General features: G+C 63.1%; 24 protein-coding genes. 16 read left to right on the top strand and 8 right to left on the bottom strand.

Going from position 1 to position 22425, the window contains the following annotated elements:
- The first annotated feature begins 8 nt into the window (after positions 1-8).
- The 5 genes from SO139_RS10290 to SO139_RS10270 all read left to right on the top strand — a co-directional run bounded on the left by SO139_RS10290 (position 9) and on the right by SO139_RS10270 (position 4543).
- On the top strand, positions 9-782 hold the full coding sequence (locus tag SO139_RS10290) for a thioesterase family protein (RefSeq protein WP_474799451.1): 774 nt from the start codon (positions 9-11) through the stop codon (positions 780-782).
- 377 nt (positions 783-1159) lie between these two features.
- A complete protein-coding gene (locus tag SO139_RS10285) occupies positions 1160-1408 on the top strand; it encodes a hypothetical protein (RefSeq protein WP_474799449.1) in 249 nt (82 codons plus the stop codon).
- A 128-nt stretch (positions 1409-1536) separates the two neighbouring features.
- Positions 1537-2214, top strand: a complete 678-nt coding sequence (locus tag SO139_RS10280; protein ID WP_474799447.1) for a hypothetical protein — start codon at positions 1537-1539, stop codon at positions 2212-2214.
- 121 nt (positions 2215-2335) lie between these two features.
- Positions 2336-3004: a hypothetical protein gene (locus tag SO139_RS10275; protein ID WP_474799446.1), complete on the top strand. Its 669-nt coding sequence runs from the start codon at positions 2336-2338 to the stop codon at positions 3002-3004.
- A 573-nt stretch (positions 3005-3577) separates the two neighbouring features.
- Positions 3578-4543 carry an alpha/beta hydrolase gene (locus SO139_RS10270; RefSeq protein ID WP_474799444.1) on the top strand — a complete coding sequence of 322 codons (966 nt, stop codon included), beginning with the start codon at positions 3578-3580 and terminating at the stop codon, positions 4541-4543.
- A gap of 62 nt (positions 4544-4605) precedes the next feature.
- Here SO139_RS10270 and SO139_RS10265 read toward each other — a convergent pair whose 3' ends face one another.
- Both SO139_RS10265 and SO139_RS10260 read right to left on the bottom strand, forming a co-directional pair.
- Positions 4606-4857 (bottom strand): GCG_CRPN prefix-to-repeats domain-containing protein, encoded by a 252-nt coding sequence (locus SO139_RS10265; RefSeq protein WP_474799442.1) that lies wholly within the window; start codon positions 4855-4857, stop codon positions 4606-4608.
- A 20-nt stretch (positions 4858-4877) separates the two neighbouring features.
- Complete coding sequence (locus SO139_RS10260; protein WP_449379347.1) at positions 4878-5120, bottom strand: hypothetical protein; 243 nt, start codon at positions 5118-5120, stop codon at positions 4878-4880.
- A gap of 307 nt (positions 5121-5427) precedes the next feature.
- On the opposite strand from SO139_RS10260, the gene SO139_RS10255 reads away from it, so the two are divergent.
- On the top strand, positions 5428-6387 hold the full coding sequence (locus tag SO139_RS10255) for a helix-turn-helix transcriptional regulator (protein WP_498540011.1): 960 nt from the start codon (positions 5428-5430) through the stop codon (positions 6385-6387).
- A gap of 22 nt (positions 6388-6409) precedes the next feature.
- Here the strand turns inward: SO139_RS10255 and SO139_RS10250 are convergent, their stop codons facing one another.
- Entirely contained in the window at positions 6410-6643 is a 234-nt protein-coding gene (locus SO139_RS10250; RefSeq protein ID WP_449379345.1) for a hypothetical protein, read from the bottom strand.
- Positions 6644-7449: 806 nt separating this feature from the next.
- On the opposite strand from SO139_RS10250, the gene SO139_RS10245 reads away from it, so the two are divergent.
- The 3 genes from SO139_RS10245 (at position 7450) to SO139_RS10235 (ending at position 9808) form a co-directional block, all read left to right on the top strand.
- Positions 7450-7875: a hypothetical protein gene (locus tag SO139_RS10245; RefSeq protein ID WP_498540010.1), complete on the top strand. Its 426-nt coding sequence runs from the start codon at positions 7450-7452 to the stop codon at positions 7873-7875.
- A 176-nt stretch (positions 7876-8051) separates the two neighbouring features.
- Entirely contained in the window at positions 8052-8693 is a 642-nt protein-coding gene (locus tag SO139_RS10240) for a DUF1007 family protein (RefSeq protein WP_498540009.1), read from the top strand.
- Positions 8690-9808, top strand: coding sequence for a nickel/cobalt transporter (locus SO139_RS10235; protein ID WP_498540008.1), 1119 nt, complete (start codon positions 8690-8692; stop codon positions 9806-9808). The genes SO139_RS10240 and SO139_RS10235 overlap by 4 nt, the downstream gene beginning before the upstream one ends.
- Positions 9809-9836: 28 nt before the next feature.
- Here the strand turns inward: SO139_RS10235 and SO139_RS10230 are convergent, their stop codons facing one another.
- From SO139_RS10230 to SO139_RS10220, 3 genes are all read right to left on the bottom strand, one after another.
- Positions 9837-10814, bottom strand: coding sequence for a hypothetical protein (locus tag SO139_RS10230; protein WP_498540007.1), 978 nt, complete (start codon positions 10812-10814; stop codon positions 9837-9839).
- Between the two features lie 23 nt (positions 10815-10837).
- Positions 10838-12043 (bottom strand): zinc metallochaperone GTPase ZigA, encoded by a 1206-nt coding sequence (gene zigA, locus SO139_RS10225; RefSeq protein WP_498540006.1) that lies wholly within the window; start codon positions 12041-12043, stop codon positions 10838-10840.
- A 172-nt stretch (positions 12044-12215) separates the two neighbouring features.
- Positions 12216-12626: a MerR family transcriptional regulator gene (locus SO139_RS10220; protein WP_498540005.1), complete on the bottom strand. Its 411-nt coding sequence runs from the start codon at positions 12624-12626 to the stop codon at positions 12216-12218.
- 67 nt (positions 12627-12693) lie between these two features.
- Between SO139_RS10220 and SO139_RS10215 the strand changes: the two genes are divergently transcribed.
- From SO139_RS10215 to SO139_RS10195, 5 genes are all read left to right on the top strand, one after another.
- Positions 12694-13437 (top strand): cation efflux transmembrane domain-containing protein, encoded by a 744-nt coding sequence (locus SO139_RS10215; RefSeq protein WP_498540004.1) that lies wholly within the window; start codon positions 12694-12696, stop codon positions 13435-13437.
- A gap of 17 nt (positions 13438-13454) precedes the next feature.
- Positions 13455-13928, top strand: a complete 474-nt coding sequence (locus SO139_RS10210; RefSeq protein ID WP_498540003.1) for a hypothetical protein — start codon at positions 13455-13457, stop codon at positions 13926-13928.
- A 263-nt stretch (positions 13929-14191) separates the two neighbouring features.
- A complete protein-coding gene (gene exbB / locus SO139_RS10205; protein ID WP_498540002.1) occupies positions 14192-15049 on the top strand; it encodes a tonB-system energizer ExbB in 858 nt (285 codons plus the stop codon).
- A 4-nt stretch (positions 15050-15053) separates the two neighbouring features.
- The gene (gene exbD / locus SO139_RS10200; RefSeq protein ID WP_498540001.1) at positions 15054-15479 is read left to right on the top strand and encodes a TonB system transport protein ExbD; all 426 of its coding nucleotides are present in this window, start codon (positions 15054-15056) and stop codon (positions 15477-15479) included.
- Entirely contained in the window at positions 15476-16228 is a 753-nt protein-coding gene (locus SO139_RS10195; protein ID WP_498540000.1) for an energy transducer TonB, read from the top strand. Before exbD ends, SO139_RS10195 begins: the two co-directional genes overlap by 4 nt.
- Positions 16229-16265: 37 nt before the next feature.
- On the opposite strand, the gene SO139_RS10190 is transcribed toward SO139_RS10195, so the two are convergent.
- Positions 16266-19433: a TonB-dependent receptor domain-containing protein gene (locus SO139_RS10190; RefSeq protein ID WP_498539999.1), complete on the bottom strand. Its 3168-nt coding sequence runs from the start codon at positions 19431-19433 to the stop codon at positions 16266-16268.
- A gap of 223 nt (positions 19434-19656) precedes the next feature.
- Here SO139_RS10190 and mntR point away from each other — a divergent pair, with 223 nt between their 5' ends.
- Positions 19657-20130, top strand: coding sequence for a manganese-binding transcriptional regulator MntR (mntR, locus tag SO139_RS10185; RefSeq protein WP_498539998.1), 474 nt, complete (start codon positions 19657-19659; stop codon positions 20128-20130).
- A 565-nt stretch (positions 20131-20695) separates the two neighbouring features.
- On the opposite strand, the gene SO139_RS10180 is transcribed toward mntR, so the two are convergent.
- Positions 20696-21643: a GlxA family transcriptional regulator gene (locus SO139_RS10180; RefSeq protein ID WP_498539997.1), complete on the bottom strand. Its 948-nt coding sequence runs from the start codon at positions 21641-21643 to the stop codon at positions 20696-20698.
- Positions 21644-21734: 91 nt separating this feature from the next.
- On the opposite strand from SO139_RS10180, the gene SO139_RS10175 reads away from it, so the two are divergent.
- Positions 21735-22415, top strand: a complete 681-nt coding sequence (locus SO139_RS10175; RefSeq protein WP_498539996.1) for a DJ-1/PfpI family protein — start codon at positions 21735-21737, stop codon at positions 22413-22415.
- The last annotated feature ends 10 nt before the right edge of the window (positions 22416-22425 follow it).

The raw sequence follows: 22425 nt of genomic DNA, 5'->3' as shown, positions 1-22425 counted from the left end.
CGCTCGCAATGGGTGCCATCTACCGCGTCGACGGCAATAGCGTCGTCACCAGTCCTAATGCTGCGGGTCCATGGGACCCGCGCATGCAGCACGGCTCGGCGCCGGCATCGCTCGTCGTGTGGGCGGCTGAGCGGATGGCAACGTCCGTGCCGATGGACATCGCGCGCGTCACCATTGATTTGATGCGTCCGGTGCCGGTGGCGCCTCTCACCATCGCGACCGAGGTCTTGCGCGAAGGCCGCAAGATCCAGCTCTGCGGCATCAAGCTCCTGGCTGACGGCGTCGTCGTGGTCGGCGCGACCGTGCTGAAGATCAGGCGGCAGGCGCTGACGCTGCCCGATGACGTCAAGGAGCTGCCGGTGACCCTGCCGCCGCCGGAGCAGTCGCTGATCGAGGACGGGCACGCTGCCACCAGCCCGTTCGTGCGTTCGGTCTCTATGCGCGCAGCGCGCGGCCGCTTCGGCCAGGCCGGTGCCGGTGCGATCTGGTTTCGGGTCGACACGCCGTTGATCGAGGGACAAGCCGTCTCGCAGGCCATGCGCGCGGTCGTCGCAGCCGACTTCTCCAACGGCACCGCCTCGACACTCGATTTTCGCGCCTGGACCTACATCAACGCCGACCTCACCGTCAGTTTTGCACGGCAGCCGGTCGGCGACTGGATCCTGCTCGACGGAGAATCCTGGATCGGCGCAGATGGCGCGGGCCTTGCGATGTCGCGGCTCGCCGACCGGCAAGGCTATTTCGGCCGCGCGGTGCAAAGCCTGGTGATCGAGAAGCGGTGATTGGCTGCGCGACGCACGCGCCTCAATCTCGGTGTCATGCCCCGCGGCCCGGCTACGCCAAGGCTTCGCCGGGGTGCGAGGTCTTGGCTCGCCGAAGCGTCAGCGTAGGCGGCAAGCGGAGCATCCAGCATTCCAGAGGCGGCTGTGATTGAGCGGAGAAGCCGCAACGTACTGGATCGCCCGGTCGAGCCGGGCGATGACACCTGTGGTTTGGGCGCAGCGGTGGACGCGATGCGATGCCAGATCTCTGGAAAATGCGGATAACCGCCTTCGCCATCCACGCAATCCAGCCGGCCGTCGTATTTAACGCAGCATTAACCATCGCGCTCCCAGAATCCCCCTCGCAGCCGCCAATCGGCACGAAGAGGGGACAGGCGATGGACTACGATTTTCTCAACGCCAAGACGTCGGCGACGCTGGATGAAGTCCGCGTCCGCGTGGCACATGCGCTCGCCCGTCACCCGCTCTGCCGCAACGTGCGCTTCGACATCCTCAGCGTGCCCCGCACCCGGCGCGGCGGCAATTGGACGGTGACGCTCCAGTCGGTTGAGCCGCGGGCGGTGTGGGAGGCCTCCGAGATCGTCGCCGATATCCAGGACGCCTACGACCTGGCGCTAGCTTCCTGATTTCGTTGAGTTTTCCAAATCGGTGTCGCCGTCGTCCCAGCGTTTTCCGCTGCGCTGGCGCGGTTAGGCCTTAATTCCTGCCCAGTTTCCTAGCATCAAGCGGTAGAGAGCCGGACGCGGAGAGACGTTTGTCGAAAGCCATCACCATCGTCGTGCTGACTTGCTTCCTGGTTCTCGGCGCCGCCGCGATCGCTATTTTCGGCCGTGACAGCGTGCCGGCCGCGGGCGCCGATATGGTCTCGCAGGTCGCTCCCAAGCCGGTCGCCGCCAACCGCGCCAGCAAGGCCGACCGGCTGAACGTTCCGACACTCGCTCTGGCCTCCGCCGCCGTCGAGCCGGTCGACAGGCCTGCTCTTACGGAGCAGTTGCGCCAAGCCTTCGCCGCCGCCACGCCATCCGATTTCCCCCCTGCGCCCAAGGCGAGCGCCTCCGAGGCGCCGGCTGCAGCGACCGACGCGCCTGCCAAGCCAAAGCTGGTCGCAAAGCCGCAGCCGCAGAAATCCTATTCGCTGCTCTCCGACGTTCAGATCGCGGGTATCAAGGACCGGCTGAAGCTGTCGTCGTCGCAGGAATATTATTGGCCCTCGGTCGAGACAGCGCTGCGCAATGTCGCGCGCAAGATCCAGGCGAACAAGCTCTCCAATCCGCAGGTGCAGGGTGTGCCAATCGATCCGAACTGCGATGAGGTCCAGCAGTTGAAGTCGGCCGCGATGCCGCTGCTGTTCCAGTTGCGCGACGACCAGAAAGAGGAAGTGCGCAAGCTCGCCCGCATCATCGGGCTCGAGAAGGTCGCTCAGCAGATCTGACGCGGAGCTCGAGAGTTCCGCGCACTAAGCGACGGAACTCCAGCATTTTCCTGAACGTCGTATCGTTCCCGGAACATCAAATTGCGCGATGCGTTGCTCGCTCGAAAGAGGGAGTGGACCGATGCGCGCCTTGACAGCCTATTTCTTCGGTGGAGGAACCATCGTCGCAGCCATCGCCGTCGGTCTTGGCGGCGGCATCGTCGCCGGCAATATCATGAACCCCATCGCGCCCAAGCACGGCCCCGATACGACGAAGCCGGAGCGGCGTGCAGAATCGACGGCAACGACCAATGCGCCATCCGAGCGCGTGCAATATCTCACGGGATCGAAGGTCTTCGGTGCCGTGGTCGCGCCGCCGGTCCAGGCCGAGGCGCCGCCCGCCACGGTCAATGCCGAGTCATCCGCGCCGCCGGCTCAGCCGGCTGCAAGCCGTGAGTCCCAGCAGGCCAACACGCAAACCGCGCATCCTGCCAAGCCTGCGGAGCAGCAAGCTTCGACCGAGCAGTCGGCCTCACCGGACAATGCCTATGCGAAGGCAAAGGAGGCCGACGTGAAGCGCGCGGCATCGGAGCGGCATCGCGCCGATCGACGGCAGCGCTGGGCCGAGCGCCGCCGCTACGACATGCGCGATCCGCGCGAGATGCGTGATCGGACTGACTGGGACGACGTCGCTCGCAACGTTCGTGAAGATGCCGATGCTCGCGAATTCGGCTCAGGTCCGCGCCGTGGCTATCCGCAGAATCGCGGCTTCCCGCAGATGAGGCTGTTCGGAGATGACGACGACGATTAGAGCATGATCCTGAAAAGTGTGGAGCAGTTTTCCCTCGCGACAAACGCGGAGCGTTTGCGCGGAGATCATGCGCAAACAACAACCTAAAGCGCGATGACGGTTCATCCTAATCTCGTCGCTTTAGCGCCCCCCGCATCAATCTTCATGCGACTGCACGACCTTGCGCCACGCATGCGAGAGCTTGGCCCTGTTGTCGCGCAGGCATGCGTTCATCTGCCGTAGTTGCAGCCGCACGGATCTGCCCGGCAGCCTCTCCTTGCGGCCATCCTTCGAGATGCCCGCCTGTTGTATCGCGGTAGAATCCCGGACCTTCAGGGTGAGGAGCCCGCAAAGCGGACGTCTCGGACCATGAGGCCGAGTACTCCAAGAAGGCGTGAGATTAAAATATGCACGTTTTGATTGCTTCACCGATCGTTGCACTGTAGCCTTCTGAGGCGGCGGAGGCCGTCAGCTTTTCGATCGCAGTCGGCCACAAGCTACCGTTCGTTTGCGATATGACGCGGCTTCGCGCGATCATTGTTGTCCTGATTTCTTTTGCTCTCCCCCGAAGAGACAACCATTTGAGACGGTGCAATGAAGTACTGGATCAGCTTGCGAAAAGTGTCCGGCGGCGCATTTACAGATGAGATCGAGCTTGGCCCGGCCCGCTATCTCGCAGTGCCCGACAACGAAACGCCCGCGCCCCAGCATCAGATCACGCAGGCGCAGTGGATCCGCCAGATCATGGCGATCTTTCCGCCCGATCCGAACTATCCCGACGATGGGCCGAGCGGCGACGTTCTCTTCTTTGTTCACGGCTACAACAACACCGTTGCTACGGTTGACCAGCGCCACAAGCTGATCCAGGCCGGGCTGACGACGAACCAGTTTGCCTGCCAGGTGATCAGCTTCGACTGGCCGTCCGGTGATCTGGCCCTTGCTTATCTCAGGGACCGCGACCACGCGCGCATCACTGCCGTGCGTCTGGTCAGCGCAGGCATCAAGCTGTTCGTGCGGGCCCAGCAGCAGAAGTGCGACATCAATGTCCACGTTCTCGGTCATTCAACAGGGGCGTATCTCATTCGCGAGGCGTTTGATCATGCTGACGACGGACAGGCCACCGCGACGGCATGGACGGCCGGCCAGCTCGTGCTGATCGCGGGCGACGTGTCAGCATCGTCGTTTTCCGCAGGCAATCCGGAAACCGAGAGCACTTACCGGCACTGCTACCGGTTGACCAACTTCTTCAATGGCTATGATCAGGTCTTGCAAATATCCAACGTGAAGCGCGTTGGCCTATCGCCGCGCGTCGGTCGCGTCGGATTGCCGGCCGACGCACCGTCCAAGGCGGTCAACGTCAATTGCTCGGATCACTTTCACGCGACCTACCCCGCGACCGGCGACGTCACTCTCGACGCGGTGACATCGCATTCGTGGTACTTCTCCGACGCCACCTTTCACCGTGACCTCTCGATCACGTTGAAAGGTTCGATCGACCGCACGTTGATCCCGACCCGCAACACGGCGCCCCTGACCGGTGCGCAGGCGCTGACATCATAGGCGGCTTCCTTCGCAGGCTGGCAGACGCCCGGGCGAGGTGCGCCGGGCGTCCGGGAGACCATTTACCTTCCGTTCCCGCGGCAACCGCCATTGGGGCCAATGTGATAGCCGCGTGGGCAGGCGTGAGCGGCGGGGTTGGCGTAGTTCTTCAGACAGCCTCCGTAGGGGCCGCGATGCCAGCCGGCGCCGCAGCCGCCGGCCACCGCGACGATGTCGTTCGCCGCGGGAGCATCGACTGGTGCAAGGGGAATGGCCTTGGCGGAGCCGGTGATCGCGGCGAGCGCAAACGCGGCGGCAAGGATGTGTCGCATCATGTGCAGTCCCCCATTGCGACTCAATGCGTGGCCGCAAAGGCGATGCCGGCGCGCACTTCGGCAATCGCCTGGTCGATCAGGCCGAGCGCCTTCTCGCGGTGGCCGCCCTTGTTCGGTTCGGCCTTGGTGAGCTCGGCGCGGGCCTGTTGCAGGATCGTGACGCTCTCGTCCATGTGCGGCTGGGCGCCGATTGCGTAGCCGATGCCGAGGCTTGCGGCGATCGCCGCGCCCAGTGCGAGGCTGCGGGGTAGGGAAGTTCGCATGCGTTGTCTCCTCCAGCGGGCGACAGGTGCGGCTGCCCGGATGCCGGGAGGCACCGGCGTGAAGACGAACCCGGCGCATCCGCGGCCTGAATAAGACTCTTGCGAGGACGCCGTCTTGGACTGTCCGGCGTCGAACGATTTTGGGTTTGGACTGACCGGCGCTGTTTAAATCACGTCATCGTGCTGTTAGCCTGACGGAGCGCGTTCACCGGGGGTTCAGTCCGCGCCCGGCAGGTTCGCTCCGTTTCTTGCCAGTCAGTCTTCACAAGTCTCTCTTCAAAATCCTTTTCCCAAAAATCCTTCCCCGATGCCCGTCATCCGGAAAGCGTTATCGACCGATATGCTGCCGCAGGGCCTGTCCGAGCGGCAGCGCTTCATCCGCTTTGCGGAATTGTTCGAGCATTTTTCCAATACCGGTGAGCTCGACCCCGCGTCCGACGTGCCGTTTCGCGCCACCATGAACTCAATCCACGTCGGCACCACCATGCTTGGTCGCTGCGACGGCAGCTTCGTCACCGTGCGGCGCGAAAAGCGACAGGTGGTCGAGACCGGGGACGACCGCTTCTGCCTGGTGCGCAACACCGGTGATCGCGCCTCCCATGTGCGTCACCGCGGCCGCGAGATCACCTTGCGGCCGGGCTCGATGGTGCTGCTCAAGCTGGACGAGCCGTTCGTCGCCGCTGACGGCGCGAACCACAAGCGTTTCACCAACGTGCATCTGCCGGTCGCGACGCTGCGCGCGATGGTGGCCGATGTCGATGAATTGGTCGGGCAGGAGCTCGCGCCCGGCGGGGCGCTGTCGCTCGCGATGGACTACAGCGATCTTCTCCTGCGCCATTCCGCCGCCGTCGAAGAGGCCGGCATGGCGATTGCGGCGCATCTGCTCGACCTCGCGGCGCTCGGATTGGGCGCACGCGCCGATGTCGCGTCCGCCGCCAGGCGACGCGGCCTGCGTGCCGTGCGGCTCCAGGCCGCGTTGGCGATCCTGCAGACTCGTTTCCACGAGCCGGATTTTTCCGCGCAGAAGCTCGCTCTCGCGGCCGGTCTCTCCGAACGCTACGTCAACGAGCTGCTGTTTGAGGCCGGCGCCAGCTTCACCACGCGCCTGAACGAGCTGCGCCTGCGCAAGGCCGCCGATCTCCTGGCCCGCAGCGACGGGCGCATCAGCGACATCGCATTTGCCTGCGGCTTCAACGACCTCTCCTATTTCAACCGCTGCTTCCGCCGCCGATTCGGCCTGACGCCGACGGCAGCGAGGGGGAGGTGAGTGTTCGCTCTGGTCGGACGGGTTACGACGCCTCCACCCGCGGCGGCGGATAGCGTCTTGCCAGTATCGACAGCGACAGATGTCGCTCCTCCTCCGGCAGCTCGAGATAGGCCAGCACCTGCGCCCGCTTCCAGCCGTCGACGCCGAAATCCATCGCCATCCATTTCTGCGGCTCGGGTCCGTCTAGCCCGCGTACCCAGACGAAATAGCGGGGGAGGTCGCCGGGCTTTGCGTCGGTCTCGCGTCGTCTGGCCATCAAGCTGCTCGCTGCGTGGAGACCACCGCAAGAAAATATAGGCGGGCTTGATGATTGCTAGGGAGGACGTCGCTTAGCTACGAGAAGGGCAACCAGCCGGTCCGTCTTCGCCAAGAGGCCTCGCCGGACACGCTTCGCGCTTTCGGCCTCACATGGCTACGCCACGCCAAGCCCGGAAGGGCAAAGCGTGGTGCCCCTGGCCGGCAATCGCTTATTCCCGTAACCATCTGAATTCAAAGTCATTTTATTGGTCAATCGCTGCCGATACCAGCACAAATACCAGCAGGGTGATGTGCGCCATTCGCCGACAAAAATAAAACCTCAAGCTTCCCGCAGCGGCCCGCCTAATGCCGTTCCGGACTCCACAATCGCCCTGATCGCAATCGAATCCTCTGACCCGAAATCCCGTAGAGATCGACCGCGAGGTTAAGGGTAGGCTCTTGTCAGGCGTGCCCCATCCATGGTCCTTCACGATGCCAACGGAGAGACCTAATTCGTGCTGGACGACCTTGGGGCGACTCGGTTGCCGCTCGGTGCGGGACCGACGCCGAAAGCGCTGATCGCGCGACGCTGATTTTTCGTGCCGCGGTCGGATATTTTGCGTTCGCAACGCTTAGTTGGATCGGCCACTCCCATTGTTGCGTGGGTTTGACTCCCACTCTCGCGCCTCAAGAAGAGTGACACGCCGTTGCACGGTCAACCGCCGCCGCCCATCGGTTGCCATATTCCTGCTATCCTGTGACGACCTGTGCATCTTTTGCGCGTTCGAGATCGCGGGTCTCGGAGCTTTCGGGGATCGGAGCGGAATGCTGTTCGCGTCGGAGGCGGCACCAATGGTGACGCGGGACACCGCCCGACGTGCGACCGCCTGGGTCGCGCTTGCGGCGTTGATCCTCCAGATCCTGCTCTGTTTCGGCCATTCTCACGATCACGGCGTCGCTCCCGCGCGCAGCGCCGTGCACGGCGTGACAGCGGTGGGAGGCGCCCTCACGCCTCCGACGACGTCGCTGGTTTCACAGGCCCATCCTGCCGGACTGGATGATGACGAGGAGCATTGCAGCATATGCTTCTCCGGCTTCCTGCTGTCGACGACGTCGTTGCCGGACGCCCGTGGACATTCTCCTTTGTTCGATCCTGCCGGCGCGGGCGGCCTATTCACGTCGATCACGCGCGCTGCATCCGAGCTTCGTCGCTCGGGGTTTTTCTCCCGCGGACCTCCCTCCCTCGTCTGACAATTGCGCCGTCGGCCGCTTGGTCGCTGCCGGCGCTCGATCGGAATGCGCGGACGCTCGTCCGCGCAAGTCCGCGCGCGCTCGACGAGTGCGCACGCTGGCCGGAGCGGTTTCGCATTCAATCTGATATCGCGCGACCACCGGTGTTGATGCCATTGCACGAATGGTGAGCGATCATGACGAGACTGATCTATCGATACTGCTTGGCGGCGCTGCTGACCTGGCTCATCGCCGGTCGCGCGGAAGCCCATCCCCACGTCTGGGTGACGTTTCACAGCGAGGTGCTTTACGCCGCGGACGGCAGCATGACGGGGGTACGCCACGCCTGGGCGTTCGACGACATGTTTTCTGCTTACGCTCTCCAAGGCATCCATCACGCCAGGAAAGGCGCGTATACGCGCGAAGAGCTCGCTTCGCTCGCGCAGCTGAACGTGGAGTCGTTGAAGGAATATGCGTATTTCACCTACGCGCGCGCGGACGGCAAAAAGCTGAAATTTTCAGACCCGGTCGACTATTGGCTCGAATACAAGAATCCGGCTCTCATCTTGCATTTCACGCTGCCATTGAAGGCGCCGTCCGCCGGCAAGGCTACCCAAATCGAGATTTACGATCCGTCGATCTTCGTCGATTTTGAGTTCGCCAAGGATAAGCCCGTATCGATCGACGGCGCGCCGCAGTGCGTTGCGAGCTACGACCTGCCGCATGAGCCGACACCTGCCGAACAGTTGCGGCTGAGCCAGCTCGATACCACGCCGCTCGATCCCCTGAGTACCTATGGCGAGACCTTCGCCAACAAGATCCTGGTGAAATGCCCATGACCAAATCACGCATGGCCTTGCTGGGGGCCCTTTTTGCCGTCGCGGCGGTTGGCTCGATCGATATCGCTTTGGCGCAAAGTGCGCCATTTGGTGCCCCGCATCCCGCAACGGGCATGGCGACGACCAGTCTTGCCGGATGGATTTTCGCGAAGCAGGCCGATTTTTATCGATCGCTATCGGGTTACATCCGAGCCAGCAAGGAGGACGGCGCAGCCACGTGGAGCCTGTTTGCGATCTCGCTCTTCTACGGCGTCTTTCACGCGGTCGGTCCCGGCCATGGCAAGGCCGTGATCTCGTCTTATCTGGTCGCAAATCGCGAGACTTGGCGCCGCGGCGTGGTGCTTTCGTTTGCCTCGGCCGCTATTCAATCCGCCGTTGCCATCGTCATTGTGGCAATTGCGGTGCTTGTTCTCGACACGACGGCGGCAGCGATCGGAACGGCTGTCCATGTCGTGGAGATCGTGAGCTATGGTTTCGTGATCCTCATCGGTCTGCGACTTGTCGTCGTCAAGGGACGCGCCTTTGTCGTCGCCTGCCGTGATATGGCCCGGCAGGAGACACCAAAACTTGCCGTGGCTTCGGGTCCGGGCGGCGAAGAGCTCCAACTTCCTGCTTTGCCGGCGCGCGCCATGGCCATGGCCATGCGTCCCGGACGCTGTCAGGCGCCGGGATGCGACCACGCACATGACTTTCATTGTCACGCCCACGAGCATCACGAGTCGGCGTGGGGACACGCCCACGGGCCCGAACCGTTCGAGCTTGCCGGCACCGGCGGCTGGCAACGCGGTCTGTCCGCAGTCATCGCGGTCGGGCTGCGGCCGTGCTCCGGCGCGATCATCCTGCTCGTCTTTGCACTGGCGCAAGACCTGTTCTGGACCGGCGTCGGCGCCACGCTGCTGATGGGGCTCGGCACGGCGGTCACCGTTGCGGTGATCGCGACGATCACGGTCAGCGCGCGCGAGGTCGCCGGTCGCATCGCCAGGGCAAGAGCCGGCTTCGGCATGCTCACGATCCGGGCAGTTGAGGTCGCCGCCTCGGCGGCGATTGTGGCCTTCGGTGCGCTGCTGCTTACCGGCTATATGGCCACGGAGCAGCTCTGGATGTTCTCGCGATAGCGACCAAGAACAAGTGAAAGAGAAAAGTTCACGGTTTGCACGTCGGCTCAGGGCTGGCGGCCGGTTCGGGCTCCCGATGGTATCGGGCCAGGATCGGTTCAAGCATCTCTCTCGACCAGAATTTCGGAGCGCCGATTTGCTTCAAACAAACGGCGTTCCAATAAGGGCCATTGGACGAAAGCGATCGGCGCGCCGAGACGGCTTGCGCAACCGCCTTGATGTCCTGCGATTCCGGATAGATGTAGACCGTCGTGGGATTCTCGAGCAGCGGGATGATCTGCTCGGCGTCGGATCGCGACCAACTCGTGCATCCATTGCTGCGTCCGCTCGCGTAGTCCACGAGGGTTCCGACCGGAACGCAGCCATTCACGTTGGCGTACGGACTACGCATCATCTTGCGATAGTGGATCGCTTTCAGAACAACGGCCGGATGTCCGCCGATGGCACGCTCTCTGGCATTGGCAGTCTCTCCCTCGCCGTCGAACTGAACGAACGAGCGCATCAGGATGGCCTCCCGTTTCGCGGCGTTGCGAAAGTAACCCTTGAAGGAGGTTTTCGTCTCGGCCGTCACATAGGCGCCGCCGGTCGTCAGATTCGAATCCAGCGCATTGCCGAAATTCTTCGCACACTCTTTTCCGTTTGCGAAATTCGGCGCGCCCTTGATGTTGCGCCCGCTGCCGTGGCCCGCAGACATCGCACGAAATGACCGGCCGGCTTCGCAGATCTCGTAAAACCGCTTTCCTAGGCCGCCATCGCTCGGCCGCGTCGCGTCCATCGCGAAATAGCAGGGATTCTTGACAACGCCCGCGGCCACCTTGCGTAGATAGAGCGCGCGCGCCCTCTGCAAGACCACCGAAGCGATCCGGCCCTCGCCGTCACCGACATGGCTCTTCAGCCAGGCCGGAATCTCCGGCGGCTCGTCCGCCGCAAAGGCCTTAGCTGCAAGCGATGCGGCGATCGTCACGCCGAGCGCTGCCCCGATGAGAAAGCGCAATCCAGACCGCAACGGATCGTCTCCAGAACTGCCGTTCAGGCCGCTTCATCGGCCCGTCGCCACGCCGGAAACGGATCCGGCAGCTTTGCCCATTCCGCAACGTCCATCGCAGGCTTGCCCGGCACCAGGCAGGCATCGAGTCGTGCGCGGATGGCTGCTTCGTCCATGCCGACGCCGATGAATACGATTTCCTGGCGGCGGTCGCCATAGATCTCGTTCCAGTGCCTGCGCAGATTTTTGCGCCAGAAGGGATCGTCGGGCCAGCGTTCGGCGGGAACGGCCGCCCACCAGAACCCCAACGCTTCGGTGCGCACGATCGAGCCCGCCTGGCTGATCTCGCCGAGCCATTGCGGCCGGGTCGCCAGCCAGAAATGCCCCTTGGCGCGGATGACCCCAGGCCAGGGCTGCTTGATGAACTGGTCGAACTTCACCGGATCGAAAGGCCGAACGGCGCGGTAGACGAAGTTCGTCACGCCGTATTCCTCGTTCTCAGGCACGTGGTCGGCGAAGCCATAGAGCTCCTTGTACCAGAGCGGGTGCTGCTGGGCCCTCTCGAAATCGAAGCGGCCGGTGTCGAGCACGCGATCGAACGGCACACGGCTGTGGTTGGCCTCGATGATGTCGGCTTCCGGATTGAGCGCGCGAATGATCTTGCGCGCCGCTTCATGCTGGGCTTCCGAGGCGTCGTCGACCTTGTTGAGGACCACGACGTCGGCGAACTCGATCTGCTCCACGAGCAGGTCGACCAGCGTTCGCCTGTCGCCATCGAGGGCTTCGCCGCGATCCCCGAGGAACTCGGTCGACGCATAGTCCTTGAGCAAATTCACCGCATCGACGACGGTCACCATGGTGTCGAGACGAGCGATGTCAGACAGGCTCTCGCCGTCCTCTGAACGAAAATCGAACGTAGCCGCCACCGGCAGCGGTTCGGAGATGCCCGTCGACTCAATCAGCAGATAGTCAAAGCGCCCGCTCTCCGCGAGCATGCGCACTTCCCTCAGCAGATCGTCGCGCAGCGTGCAGCAGATGCAGCCGTTGGTCATCTCGACCAGTTTCTCGTCAGTCCGGGAGAGATTGGCACCACCATCGCGGACCAAATCGGCGTCGATGTTCACCTCGCTCATGTCGTTGACGATCACCGCGACCTTCAATCCGTGCCGGTTGTTCAGGACGTGGTTCAGCAAAGTTGTCTTTCCAGCCCCGAGGAAGCCGGACAAGACGGTGACGGGGAGTTTTGGCATGGAGATCGAAGAGCCTTTTGAGGGGGATAGGTCGATGGCTGGGAGAGGACATTGGCACCAGATGTAATGTTATAACATTACATTGTTGAAATGCCAGCTTCCTGTCAAGCGGCAGTGGTTCTCCGATCTGCTGCGCCTCTGTTTCCCGTTCGCGTTGTTCACATAAGGGGCGCTATCTTCGACGGCCCGCGGGTGAGAGGGCCTGAATGACGCGGCATTCGGCAATGCGACCGCCCTTGCATGATGCCAGCGTCTCGCGCAACTCGCGGCGCAATCGAGTCAGTGCCTCAATCTTTCTCTCGGTCGCCTCCAGATGGCGTGCCGCAAGCTGGTCTACCTCGTCACAAGGCCTCTCACCGTGTGCGGCCAGTGCCAGAAGCTCGCGCACGTCCTCGATTGAGAAGCCGAGTCCGCGCGCATGACGGATGAAGCCGAGCCGCTGCAGTTGCTCGGCAGAATAGCTGCGATAATTGCCGGTGGTTCGGCGTGGCGCGGGCAGCAGGCCGATCTTCTCATAGTAGCGGATCGTCTCGATCTTCGTATCGGTGGCCCGGCCCAATTGACCGATCGTCAGCGTATCCATGGCTTGACCCTATAGTGACTACAGGATCCAAAGATAGGGCGGGACCGTATTGAGGGACAAGCCAATCATGAGTGCGCATTGTTGCGGACATCACGATCCGGGCGGCGATCACCGGCGGCAGGCCGCATACCGACGAGTTCTGTGGTGGGTGCTAGCGATTAACGCTGTCATGTTCGGCATCGAGATCAGCGCCGGGCTTGCAGCTGGTTCGGCGGCCTTGCAGGCCGATGCGGTCGATTTCCTTGGCGATGCCGCCAACTACGCAATCAGCCTGTTCGTGGTCGGGATGGCCTTGCGCTACCGTGCGACCGCAGCCCTCGCCAAGGGCGCGACGATGGCGCTGTTCGGGCTCTGGGTGCTCGGCGTCACGGCATGGCACGTCTACAACAACACGCTCCCGCAAGCGTTCACCATGGGCGGCGTCGGGCTTGCCGCGCTTATGGCCAATGTCGTCTCCTTCCTGTTGCAGTGGCGATACCGCACCGGTGACGCCAACATGCGTTCTGCCTGGATTTGCACGCGCAATGACGTCATCGGCAATCTCGCGGTGCTGCTCGCCGCGGCGGGCGTGTTCGGGACAGGCACGGGATGGCCCGACGTGATTGTGGCAGCAATCATGGCCGTGCTCGCGCTGCAAGGGGCAACGACGGTCATCCGGCAGGCCAGGTTCGAACTTCTCTCGAATCTCCACGCGACGCCCCGTCACACTGCCATCGAAGGTCTGGGCTCCGGTGTTGTGGCAGCCGCGCAAACGCAACGGTCAGGAAGCGAAGCATCGCCGCCGTTCCGTCCTGCAGAGGGGAAAACATGATGACTTGGCGATATGCGTTGTGGCTCGCTGTTGCGCCATTTCTGGTGACGGTGCCTGCCCAAGCCGGGGAGAAGGAACCGACCGCGATCATCGAACTTGGCGCAGCCGGCGAATGGGGGCTGCCGGGCGAATCCAGCCGCGGCCCATCGCTTGCCGTCGAGTTCGCGCCCATTCCGGACTGGCTCGAAATCGAAGTGGGTGCCGCTCGTATGTTCCATGGCGGACGCGGCGAGTGGGATACAGGCTTCCTTTTCAAAAAGCCCTTTACGATCTCGGACAAACTTGAGTTCATGGTCGGTGTCGGACCGCAATGGACTTTTTCGCGGGAGGGCACGCAGACCGGCGCGCAGTTCGCCCTCGACTTCATGTTCTGGCCGACCGCCGACCGAAAGTTCGGCTGGTTCCTTGAGCCGGCCTACAGCTACTCCTTCAGCAGGGGGCACGAGCAATCGTTCGGCACCACTGTCGGGTTGCTGATTCCAATACCGTGAGCAGGTGCAGCTTTTCAGACTGGTCGGTCATGTCATACTGAGGGCCATATGCTCGCGGTCGAACTGGCGACGCTACTCCTCTCTCCTCTCGGTTGACGCTCTCGGCCGGAAACGAATTTTCGCCCGGTCCTGCCAACCAAACAATTGCCCACTTTTCAAAACGAGGCTCGACGCAAGCGCGCGTCCCTAGTGTTTACAGCAAGATGTAGCTTATGCTACATGATGTGGCCTAGACGTAATCGAAAGCCTAGGAAGGCCGATTCATGCAGGTGTTTTCAAGCTCGCGACGGGCCGCTCGTTACACGGCGAGGATGTCTCGTTTTTGTGCGGCCGGAATGTCGGTTGTCCTGACTTGCCTGGCCGGCTTCGCCGGGTCTGCCTTTGCAGAGGGAGCATCCGAAGGCGCTCCGATCGGAATAGCCGCCCTGCCACGCGACCTCAGTCCCTGGGGCATGTTCTTGCAGGCCGACCTCGTTGTGAAGGCGGTGATGACCGGACTTGCCTTTGCTACGGTCGTGACATGCACGGTGTGGCTGTCCAAAAGCATCGAGCTGTTCAATGCCCGCCGTAGCGTGCGGCGCTCGCTGCGTGAGCTTGCAGGGGCCGGAAGCGTCGAAGACGCGGTGCGGACTGTGCCCGCAGGGCCGGTGGCGCGGCTGCTCGACGGCGCTGTCGCCGAGTTGAAGCTCAGCAACGATCGCATGGATAGAGAAGGGATCAAGACGCGTATCTTGTCGCGGCTCCAGCAGATCGAGGCGGCCGCGGGCCGGCGCATCGCCTTCGGTACCGGTGTGCTTGCGACGATTGGTGCGACCGGGCCTTTCGTCGGCCTCTTCGGTACGGTCTGGGGCATTATGAACAGCTTCATCGGTATCTCGAAATCGCAGACCACCAATCTCGCGGTGGTTGCCCCCGGCATTGCCGAGGCGTTGCTGGCGACCGCGCTCGGTCTCGTCGCGGCGATTCCGGCGGTGGTGATTTACAACCTTTTTGCCCGCCAGATTGGCGCCTACCGGGCCCTGCTCGGCGACTGCGTTGCCGAAATCACGCGGCTCGCCGGCCGTGATCTCGATAGCGGTGCGATCGTCGTGCGACGGGCGCACCTCGCGGCTGCGGAGTGATCCGGTGGCGGTCAATCTCAGCCAGTCCGGCACCGAGCTTGCCGAGGTCAACGACATCAATGTGACGCCGTTCATCGACGTCATCCTCGTGTTGCTCATCATCTTCATGGTGGCGGCGCCGTTGGTCACCGTGGATGTCGCGGTCGATCTCCCGGCCTCGACCGCGCAGCCGCATCCGCGTCCAGACAAGCCGGTGTATCTCACCGTGAAGCCGGATCTCTCGCTGTCGGTCGGAGACGAAGCGGTGAGCCGCGCGGCACTGGCCGCAGCGCTCGATGCGGCGACCCATGGACAGAAGGAGAGCCGCATCTTCCTCCGCGCCGACAAGACGGTGCCCTATGGAGAGGTGATGCAGGTCATGAACGGCCTGCGGACGGCCGGCTACCTCAAAGTGGCGCTGGTTGGTCTGGAGCAGTCGACCGCGCCATGACGGTCCTTACTGCGGAAGACGTCGCCGATCTCAGGCGGTGGACGTTTAGTGGTCTTGCAGTAGCAACGCTGTGCGGAGTGCTCACTGCATCGCTCCTCGTCGGGCGTGAACCTGATGATCTCGAGCCGGCCGAACCATCCGGCGCGGTCGTGGTCGATCTTGCGCCGGAAGCAGCTGCGCCATCGCTCACGCCGTCCGATTTTCCTCCCGGTCCGGAGCAGGCGATGGCCGAAGCCCGGCCGGCGCCGACGCCGGATGCCACGCCACCCGACGACACTCCGGAATTGCCGCAGGCAGCCAATCCCGAGGCCGTCGTCGACAGCGCGACCAAGGCGCAGCCCGACGCCGCGCCGGAGCAGCAGGCTGCGGCGGCCACTTCGGCCCCGGCCGTGGTCTCCGAGCGTGCCGCGCAGGTTGCCGCGGCGCCAACGCAGGGAAGGCCGGATACGAAGAACGAGCAGGCGGTCGCGACCTGGCGCTCGCAGATCCTCGCGCTGGTCGAGCGCAACAAGCGCTATCCTGAAGCCGCGCGGTCGCGGCGCGAGCAGGGGGTCGCGCAGGTCCGATTCATGCTGGATCGCAAGGGACAGGTGCGCAATGCCGAGGTGACGCAAAGCTCCGGCTCCAGCGCCCTCGACAGTGAGGCCATCGCATTGTTGCAGCGGGCGCAGCCGTTTCCAGCTCCGCCCGACTCATTTGCGGGCCAAGCTGTGGCCGTGAAGCTGCCGATCCGTTTCACCGTCAAATAGTCTGGCCTGACACGGCCGGTCGCGTCAGTTCGCCATGTCAGTTCGTCATGGCCGCGCGATCGGCAGCGCCGAACCTGTAATTGACCCCGACGCGCAGCGTGTCGGTTTTCACCCGCGCGTCTGAATCGAACGAGGTCGCCATGCTGGCCGGCAGGGTCGGTGTCGCGCGGAACGATCCGAGGTCCGCATGCAGATATTCGATCCGTCCGGACCAGTTGCCGGCCAGCCGTGTCTCGATGCCGGCACCGGCAGCCCAGCCGAAGCGGAACGTGTCCACATTGTAGGGCGTCGTGACGGGAGCGCCGGCGGCCGTGAAGCCTGCCACTGAACCAGATGACGTGACGACGCCAAACGGAACACCGGCGGTGATGTAGGCGACCGCGGTTGGCGTGACCGCGACGCCGATGCGTCCGCGAATGGAGGCGAGCCAGTCGAGCCGGTAGCCGAGATCAGCCGACATCGGCGCATCGAGCGGCAGCAGCGCCGCATTGCAGACCGCGCCGGGACAGGTGCTCGCCGAGCGGCCGTGCTGGTTCGCATAGGTGAAATCGCCTTCGATCCCGGCGATGACGGGCCCCGCCGTCCAGTCGTAGCCGGCCTGAACGCCGATGCCCGCATTGTCGAGCCGCGCTGTGGGCGTGCTGCCGAACAGCGGTGCCTGCGATGCATTGTCGATGAAGCCGGCATATGTGGTGGCGTTGCCCCAGACATAGCCGAGATTGCCGCCGGCGTAGAACCCGCTCCAATCCCAGGCCGGCGCTGTGATTGCCTTGCGGTAGATCGGATCCGCTTGCTGCGCCCGCACGGCGCCGATCGGCGCATTTGCAGGCGTATCGGCGCCGTATTTGACGTTGAGGAACAGCTTGAACGTTCGCCCGGGCTGAAGAATCTCGTCCTTGTGGAATTGCACGGAGTTGCGGATATCCGCGTTCAGGAGATTGTCGCCGATCAGGCCGGTCGCGACCTCCACCGGTCCCCACGGCGAGGTCTGCCATCGCTGCCGGTGTTCGATCTGAAGCTTGAGCAGGTCGTAGCCGTTGGTCGGCGTGTCGAATTCGGCGAAATCGTTCTGCGTGAACGCGTGCAGATAGTTCAGCCGCGTGTACCAATTGTCGTTGCGCCAGTAGACGCCGCCCCCCAGCCGCATCGGCGGGATACGCGGCACGTTGGTGCCGTCTGCGAAGGTGGCGCGCACGGTATCGAACTGGCCTTCGACGCCGAAGATTCCGTTCGAGAGCGGCAGCACGTCCCACTGCCACGACAACTCGCCGCCGCGGAAGATCGTGTCGCGCTGCGAGTAAGCGACCTGGATGTAGTCGCCATTGCCGCCGGCAGCGCAAGTCGCAAAGGTCGCGCCGCAGAAATTGCCGGTTGCGCGCCCGTAGATGAACTTGTCGTAGAACGTATAGTAGACGGTCGCATTGAACCTGAAGTCGCCGCGATTCCGCTTCAGCCCGATTTCCGCGGTGTTGGCCGTCTCCAGCGTCAGATCCGGATTGCCGATCTTGAAGGTCTTCTCAGAGTCGTCAGGACCGGACGCGAACAGCTCGAGCGCGCGTGGGGCGCGCTGGATGCGCTGGAGCGTGAGACTCGCTTCGAGGTTCGCCGGGAGATCCTTGATCACGCCGAAACTGACGCTGGTCGGCAGGAAGCTCGATTTGGACGGCGAACTCGACGGCGCATCCGGCGGCGGCAGATAGGTCGACGGAAAATCGAACGACGTGCCCGCGACGTTGACGGATTCGATCCGGCCAGCCAGCTGCGTCCGCAGCGTGTCGGTGTGCCTGAGCTCCTCGAAGAAATAGGCGGCTGCCGTCGTGGTCTGCGCGGGAAGCAGGATGGCCTGGCCGAGAGTGTCCAGTCGCTGGTAGGCGCCCTGTGTCCCGACGATGCTCGTCAGCATTCCGAGCGGCGTCGAGACCGGCACGGTTTCGAGCTCGAGCTTGCCCTCGGTCTGGCGGTTCTTGAACGTCGCTCCGATGGTCTGGAAATCGCCGAGATTGGTGCTGTTGACGTCGACTTCGTCGTGCCGATAGTCGGAATAGCCGAGCCAGTAGCGCACCGCAGCGATGGCGGCGGCATCGGGCCGGTATTCGCCCTTGCTGGCAATCTTGGTCTGCTCGAGCTGGTTGTGCTGCTGGCTGTCCGCCGAGGCGATACCGGGGACATGATAGTCGCTGGTGAAGCGCGAGATCGACAGGCCGGCATAGCCTCCATCGAATAGATAGGAGCCGCCGATCGAGGCGCCCGCGCTCTGGCTGGCCGAGTTCGGCTGGCGCCCGTTGAACGCCGGTGCGGGCGTGGGGGGCACGAGGTAGGGATAGCTGGGGATGCGATAGTCTTGGGCGCCGCGGCCATAGACGTCGGCATGCAAGGCGGCGTTGCCGCTTCCGGCGTCGAGCAGAAGCCCGCTCTCCCAGCCGCTGTCGACCGAGGTGACGGCGGATCGCAGCTCTGCGGCCACACCGCCGATCGGAGCGGCCGTGGGAATCCGGTTGTTGGTCACGTCGACGATGCCGCCGACCGCCTGTGATCCGAACCGCAGCGCGCCCGGTCCGCGAAACACTTCGGTTTTCTGGAGCGCCAGCGGATCGATCGGCACTCCGTGATCCTGCGCGATGTCGGACACGTCGACGCTGCCGATGCCGTTCTCCTGGATGCGCACCTTGGCATCCGACAGTCCGCGCAGAACGGGGCGTGCAGATTGGGTGGACAGACCCGCGGATGTCGCCCCTGGTGCGGTGAAGAACAGGTTTCCGAAGCTTGCACTGGTGCTCGACTGGATCTGGCTGCCGGTCTGGACCGAAGGCGCAAAGGGGGCCTGGCTGGAGGCCGTCGTCGCGGCGGGGGCGGGCGCGGTCGTCGTGTTGCCGGATTGCGGCCGGCTCGGGATTCCCCGGTTGGCGCGGCGGGCCGGCCTCGGCTGGCGGCCCTCGACCGTGACCACGGGAATATCCACTTCGGCCGGCGCGCCGGACGATGCAGGTGACGCTGCCGTAGTCGATGACTGCGAGGCGGCAGGCGTGGCCGCGTCGGATGGGGCCGGGGGCGTCGGCGCGGCGGTTGCTGCAGGCCGCGGTTCGCCCTGCTCGGTCGACGACGCCGCAGGCGCTCCGGGAGCGGCCGGCTGGGCAGATGCAAAGCCGCCAAGGCCGATCATGACGATCGATGTCGTGCCCAGAAGAACCGAACGGCTTGCGTGCATATACATCCTCAACCCCCGATGCACAGCTGGCGAGACGAGCACGCCTTAGTTTGTGCATTAAAATGTAGCTTAGGCTACAATTGCGAGGTCGAGGCTACAGAGTCAAGGCTTGGCTGTTGCAATTGCGAGGCTGTTGCAAGTGGGTGACAGGCCGGGACATCGCGCCTGCTTGCAATGTCGCCATGGGGAGCCCATTGTCAGCCATGAGATTCTGGGTTTTCAGATGCGCCGGAAGACTGCTGACGTTGCGACATCGCTTCACGCCCTCCCCACCGAGCAGGCGCAGGCACGGCGTTTTGGCAAGGCGCGGTCGGCGCGCTCGACCGCAATCCTCGAGGACTACGTCGAGCTGATTGCCGATCTGCTCGAATCGTCCGGCGAAGCTCGCGCGACCGATATCGCGCGCCGGCTCGGCGTGTCTCATCCGACGGCAATCAACACGATCACGCGGCTGAAGCGGGAGGGCCTTGCGATTGCCCGGCCCTATCGCGGCATCTTCCTGACCGAGAAGGGCGAAGCGCTCGCCAGGCGCGTACGCGCGCGCCACCGCGTGGTGCTTGAGATGCTGCTCGCGCTTGGCATTCCCAGGGAAATCGCGGAAACGGACGCTGAAGGCATCGAGCATCACGTTTCCGAGGCGACGCTCAAGGCGTTCTCGGATTTCATCAAGCTGTCGGTAGTCAAGAAGGCCAGTTGACCAGCCTTCGATATCCCGTGCCCCTGGAACTCGGCGTTTCGACATACGACGCCGATCATCGCAGATATCTGCTCAGCCTCACCGATTACCGATCATGGACAGGTTGAGGACAAGGTCAGTCTCGCGAAAGCCCTGAACCGGGTAGCTTTCGGAAGCCGGACTGCTCGATTTATTGCCAGAGCGGTGCTGAGTGTGGCTGGTTCCGCGAGGCGAGCCCCGCCAAGGATGGTGCTGTATCGCCGACGACATCAGAGCCTTGGCCGAGATCGATGGTGAGTCGCCGTTGCTGCCGTGCAAACGCTAGCAATTTGTCCTGCTTGCCCCGCGTCGATCTTCGCCGCCAAGGTGATGATCGACCCAATCAAGACGGCTAAGACAAGTCCGGCCGCAACGGCTGGCAGTGCCAGACGAACCGGTGCGATATCGGCGAAGCCAGGGAGCGATTGCGTCAAAGCCTCTTTTGCCGGCATTCCAGACGTCTCTGCAGCGCCGAAGCCAGAACCAGCTCCTCCGATTCATCAAATCCCTTTGGCAATGAGGTAATGTAGAATTGACGAGGGGGCGATTAAAGCCTTTCCGGACTCTTTGCAGAGCGTCTCAACGACTGAGGAGGTTGGCCAAACGCTCGGATGAACGCTCTGCGCATCCGTTCGGGATCACGGAAGCCCGTCGAACGTGCAACCCGCTCGATCGTCTCTCCGGAAGATTGCACACGCTCCCGTGCGACCTCGACGCGCAACCGCTCGACCGCTCTAGTCGGTGTGGATCCAGTCTCCGCGACGAAAGAGCGGACGAAATGTCGTTCACTGAGGCCGGCCCGCTCTGCGAGCGTCTCCGTGGTAAGGAGCGCGTTAAGATTCTCGCGCATCCAAGATAGAAGATTGCCGAAGCGGCCGTTCGGCGTCTTCAGTTCGAGCAAGGTCGAGAACTGTGATTGTCCGCCGCTGCGGCGATGATAGAGCACCAGCTGCCGGGCGGTCGCGTGCGAAATTTCGTCGCCGTGATCTTCCGCAACCATTGCCAGCGCTAGATCTATTCCGGCAGTCACACCGGCCGACGTCCAGACATCTCCGTCCTTTGCAAAAATTCGATCTGCCTGAAGTTTCACTCTTGGATATCGCCCGATAAAGTCCCGCGTGCGAGACCAATGCGTCGTCGCATAACGTCCGTTCAATAATCCTGCTTCGGCCAAAAGATAGGCCCCGGTGCAGACGCTGGCGATGCGCACGCCGCGCTTCGCCATCCTTTGAATGAAGGCAACCGTAGTCTTGCACTGCGCCGCCGCTTCGACCCCTTCGCCTCCTGCCACGATAAACGTCGTCAGCGACTTTGCCGATCGCAGATTGCAAGCATACATCTCGGCGCCTGCGGAGCTCCGAACGGCACCGGCCTTGATCGCAAATAGCTTTGTGCGAGGTACGCTCAGCTTTTGCCGTCGTGCAATCTCGAAGACAGAGATTGGACCAGATGCGTCCATCAACTGAAAATCTCTGAAAATCAGTAGGCCGATCATGGCATGTCCAGATTTGAGGGAAATACGCCATTTTAGGCTTTATGGCAGCATGGCAGGCTGTTGCGGTCAAGGGCGACGCTGAGAGGAAGACATGTCAAATCCGCTGCAGATCGGCTTGCTGGTGTTTCCGCGTGTGACTCAACTCGACCTCACGGGTCCGGTGCAGGTCTTCTCCAGCCTGCCGGACGCCGAGCTGCATCTGGTCTGGAAGCGGATCGAGCCCGTTCAGAGCGATTCAGTCATCACGCTGACGCCGACTGCCACTTTCGCAGATTGTCCGCAACTTGATGTCATATGCGTCCCAGGCGGATACGGCACAGACGAGCTCCTTGTCGACAAGGATGTGCTGGAATTTCTGCGAAAGCAGGAGCCAAAGGCCAAGTTCGTAACCTCCGTATGCACCGGTTCGCTGGTCCTTGGCGCTGCTGGATTGTTGAAAGGTTACCGAGCCGCGACGCATTGGACTGCCGTGGAGGCGTTGCCGTATTTCGGCGCATCGATCTCCCGCGACCGGGTCTGTATCGACCGCAACAGGGTTACAGGCGGCGGCGTGACCGCTGGCATAGACTTCGCGCTGACGTTGGTGTCGCTGCTGAAAGATCGTTCGGCCGCCGAGATGATCCAGCTTCGTCTGGAATATAATCCGGCTCCGCCATTCGATGCTGGATCTCCCAACACGGCGCCAGCGGCGATTGTCGCGGCCATGAAAGAGAGGGTTGCCTCCGCACACGCCAATCGTATGGAGTTTGTGAAAAAAGCCGCTGTCACGTAACGGATAGTCT

This window comes from Bradyrhizobium sp. UFLA05-89 (assembly GCF_059803475.1).
This window is presented reverse-complemented; position numbering and strand designations above follow the sequence as displayed.